General features: G+C 45.8%; 3 protein-coding genes. All 3 read left to right on the top strand.

Annotation, left to right across the window (positions count from 1 at the left end; genetic code table 11):
• Positions 1 to 1,718, top strand: a 1,718-nt coding sequence (locus tag HUJ19_RS12685) for a penicillin-binding protein 2 (protein ID WP_290624642.1), incomplete at its 5' end; no start/stop codon positions are given.
• Positions 1,711 to 3,312: a UDP-N-acetylmuramoyl-L-alanyl-D-glutamate--2,6-diaminopimelate ligase gene (locus tag HUJ19_RS12680; protein WP_290624641.1), complete on the top strand. Its 1,602-nt coding sequence runs from the start codon at positions 1,711 to 1,713 to the stop codon at positions 3,310 to 3,312. The genes HUJ19_RS12685 and HUJ19_RS12680, both read left to right, overlap by 8 nt.
• Positions 3,309 to 4,642: UDP-N-acetylmuramoyl-tripeptide--D-alanyl-D-alanine ligase (gene murF, locus HUJ19_RS12675; protein ID WP_290624639.1), on the top strand; the 1,334-nt coding region annotated here is incomplete at its 3' end. The genes HUJ19_RS12680 and murF, both read left to right, overlap by 4 nt.

Below are 4,642 nucleotides of genomic sequence, written 5' to 3'. Positions count from 1 at the left end.
TTTGTACATGGCGTTATTACGTCATGATTGCGGTATTGTTGTGCGGTTTTGGTGCGCTGGTTACTCGTGCGGCTTATCTACAAGTGGTGAGCTCTGACGAATTGGCGCAAGCGGGTGATTCGCGTTCGGTACGTGTTAAAGGCATTTCAAGCCACCGTGGCCTGATTGTTGATCGTAATGGTGTTGAGCTGGCGCGTTCAGTGCCTACCGAGTCGGTATGGATTGATCCAAAGACACTGTTGGCGAATGAAGGCGTTCTACAAAGCAAAGAGTGGAAGGCCTTTGCCGCTGCCTTAAAACGTAACGAAACACAACTCAATCAGTGGGTAAAGGACAGGTCGGATAAACGGTTCGTATGGCTTGAGCGGCATGTTGATCCCAATGTCGGACTTTATATTAAACGGCTCGATATACCCGGAGTCGAATTTAAAACCGAGTATCGTCGGTATTATCCCAGCGCTGAAGTGACTGCCCATCTTGTGGGCTTTACTGGTATTGACGACAAGGGTTTGGAAGGTGTTGAGCGTGCTTTTGACAGTTTCCTGACAGGACAGCCTGGGAGTAAGCAGGTGGTTGTGGACCTATACCGTCGAGTCGTTGAAGAGCGTGGCGTTCTAGCTCAAGCCGAACAAGGCAATGACTTGCAGTTGAGTATTGATTCGCGTATTCAGTCAACAGCCTACAAAGAACTTAAAAAGGCCGTCTTGCAGAATGGTGCTAAAGGGGGCTCGGTTGTAGTGGTTGACGTGGAAACTGGCGAAGTCTTGGCAATGGCCAGCCAACCATCGTTCAATCCGAATCGTTCAGACAGCCGCTTACCGGAGTTTACTCGTAACCGCTCGATTACTGATTTATTTGAGCCCGGTTCAACGGTTAAGCCATTGACAGTGGTGAGTGCCTTATCAAGTGGCAAGTTCTCAACCAATTCGACTATCGATACCTCGCCTGGTCGCATGAAGCTCGGCTATGCCTGGGTACGTGATCCACGCAATTATGGCGTGTTGGACTTGGATGGCATTATCAAAAAATCAAGCAACATGGGTGTTGCCAAGATTGCACTGGAACTCTCCGATGAAGAATTTTTAAGCACTTACTATAAAGTGGGTTTTGGTGTGGAAACCGGCTTAGGCATTCAGGGTGAAGCGGACGGAATTTTATCACCGCGCGCTAATTGGTCTGATCATGAAAAAGCCTCTATGTCCTACGGTTATGGTTTTATGGTCAGCCCGATTCAGCTGGCACAGGCCTATGCCATTTTAGGGGCTGACGGTGTGCGCAATCAGTTGACATTAATTAAGCGAGCTGAAGGTCAGGAATATCCACAGGAACAGGTTATAGAGCCAGAAGTTGCTCGCTCTGTCGTGTATATGATGGAAGAAGTGGTAGCTGAAGGCGGTACCGGTACTCAGGCTAAAGTAGAAGGTTATCGGGTAGCCGGTAAAACCGGTACTTCGCGTAAAGCAGTGCGTGGCGGTTACGGTGATGAATACGTGACTGTGTTTGCTGGCCTGGTTCCAGCGAGTAATCCAAAATTTGCCATTGTCGTGATGGTGGATGAGCCTGCTGGCGACAGTTACTACGGTGGTACCGTGTCGGCTCCAGTATTTTCTAAGGTAGCTGATAAAGCATTGCATTTAATGAATATTGCACCGGATAACAAGGTGGTAAAACCTGCGGTGGCCGCTGCAACCAATGTTGTGGGAGGTCAGCATGACTAACCTGCAACAACGAACTGTAAGCTTGAAAAAAATGATTAAGCCAGTAGTCAGTGAGCAGTTATGGAAAGAGCATGGTCAATTGGCAACGCTGGAAGTGACTGGCTTACAACTGGATAGTCGCCAAGTTAAAGAAGGCGATATGTTTATTGCTTATCCTGGCCATGCAACTGATGGACGTCATTTTATTGAACAGGCAGTCAATGCAGGCGCCTCAGTGGTGCTATTTGAACAAAATGATAGTGAAACGATTCTAAAAACCTTGCTCAATGACAACCAGCAAGTGGCAGCCTCCGCCAAGACTCTCTCCAGAGTGGTTCCTAGTGAGCTTTATAATTATAAGGAGGCTGTTTTAATTCCAGTTAAAAACTTGAGCGAGAAAGTGAGTTTAATTGCCGCCAGATTTTACGGTAATCCGACTAAAAAAATGTCAGTAATCGGCGTGACTGGCACTAACGGTAAAACCAGCTGCACCTATCTGTTGGCGCAGGCGCTTGAGTTTTTACAATATCCTACACTGATGCTCAGCACAGTGGGGAATGGTAATCCATCAAAATTGCATACAACCGAAAATACAACGCCTGATGCAATTGCCATTCAACGTTTAGCGGCAGATTATTTAGCACGAAAAAACTATCACATGACGATGGAAGTATCTTCACATGGATTGGTTCAGTCCCGTGTTGCAGCAGTCGAGTACAAGCTAGCGGTGTTTACCAATTTGTCACAAGACCACCTGGATTATCATGGTGATATGGAGTCTTATTTTCGGGCCAAAAGACAGTTGTTTTTAAATGACAATCTCGAGGCTGCCATCATTAATGCGGACGATGAATATGGACGCCGGTTATTAGCTGATGATGCCATAGGGTGCGCAAAAATCGCGTACAGCAGTATTGGGGAAAATGATGAGCTGAATGTTGAGCATTGGGTGATTGCACAAAACCAGACCTTTAACATGAAAGGCATTCAGGCTGAACTGCATACGCCATGGGGCACCAGCAAGTTGCGCTCCAGCTTGCTTGGTCATTTCAATCTATCCAACTTATTAGCGGTAGCTGGCGCACTGGGCTTTTTGCTCGGTGATATTAACAAATGGATCGTTGCTCTAAATGCAGCTAAAGCAGTGCCAGGTCGCATGCAAAGTTTTGCTAAAGCTGGCAAGGCAACTGTTGTGGTGGATTATGCGCATACACCCGATGCGTTAGATAAAACATTAAGCAGCCTTCGTCAACATTGTGATGGCGAGCTGTGGTGTGTATTCGGTTGCGGGGGTGATCGTGATAACAGTAAACGCGCTCTTATGGGAGCCGTTGCAGAACAAAAATCTGATCAGGTCATTATTACGGATGATAATCCACGCACTGAAGATTCTGGAGCCATCGTTGCAATGATCCGTTCGGGCATGAAAGACCAGTCAGCGACATACATACAAAAAAGAAAAGAAGCGATTGAGTTTGCATTAACTCACAGCGCAGCCAATGACATGATTCTAGTCGCCGGCAAGGGCCACGAGGATTATCAGCAGATTGGCACTAAGAAAATACATTATTCGGATCTGGAAACGGTCGCAGATTTAATGGAGGAGATCGCATGATTCCATTAAGTTTAAAGACCATTGCAGAAGTAACCGGTGGGCAGTTGAAAGGTCATGATATTACTATCAATAACCTTGTTACCGATAGCCGGGTGGATTGTCGCGATGCATTATTTGTGGCTCTTAAAGGTGACAATTTTGATGGGCATCAATTTGTCGATAAGGCAAAAGACCAGGGAGCAATTGCGTTAGTAGTTGAGCATTCGGTAGACAGCAATTTACCGCAAGTGGTTGTTGCTGATAGTGCAAAAGCACTTGGTAATATGGCGGCTTATGTCCGTGATCAGGTTAATCCATTTGTGATTGGTATTACTGGCAGTGCGGGTAAAACCACCGTTAAAGAAATGGTGGCCAGCATTTTGCGTCAAAAGGGAAATCTGCTCGCTACTCAAGGCAATTTCAACAACCACATTGGTGTGCCATTGACTCTGCTTCGACTGAAAGCAACGGATCAATTTGCCGTGATAGAAATGGGTGCCAACCATGTCGGTGAAATTGCCTACTGTACTTCGATTGCCAAGCCTGATGTGAGTGTCATTAACAATGTTGAAGCAGCTCATATCGAAGGATTCGGTTCCATCGAGGGTGTGGCAAAAGCCAAGTCAGAAATTTATGAAGGCCTGGGCAAAAATGGTACAGCAGTCATCAATCTGGATAGCTCCTTTGCCGATGAGTGGATGAAGCGTTATGACACACTTCATAAAATTACAGTTTCGCGCCATAAAGATGCCAACTTTGTTGCTGATAATTGTCAATTACAAACTAACGGTAATGTGATTTTTGATATGCAACATACACAAGATGGTAGCAGCCAGACGATTACTGTGCAGCTCCCTATTCCTGGTCTGCACAATGTATCCAATGCATTGGTAGCTTCAGCATTGGCATCGGTTGCTGGTGCAGATATGGAAATGATTAAAAACGGCCTTGAGACAATGGTTTCAGTTAAAGGTCGCTTGAATCAGTTCAAGGCAGCTAATGGTGCGCTGATTATTGATGATACTTATAACGCCAGCGTGCCTTCGGTTAAAGCTGCAACCGATTATCTGGCCAGTTTGTCTGGCACCAGAGTGTTAGTGCTTGGCGATATGGCTGAGCTGGGGGATGAAACCGAAAAATATCATCGTGAAATCGGTGAGTACGCCAAAGACAAAAATATTGACCGACTTCTTGTGTGTGGTCAATCAGTAAAATTCAGTGCAGAAGTATTTGGTGAACAGGCCCACTGGTTCGAAACAAAAGACCTACTCGTTTCTTACCTTAAAAGCATTATTCAGTCAGATTATAAAATATTAGTAAAAGGCTCACGTAGCGCCCGAATGGAACAGGT

Origin of the sequence: Kangiella sp. (assembly GCF_014762745.1) — a bacterium.
Lineage (GTDB): Bacteria > Pseudomonadota > Gammaproteobacteria > Enterobacterales > Kangiellaceae > Kangiella.
This window is presented reverse-complemented; position numbering and strand designations above follow the sequence as displayed.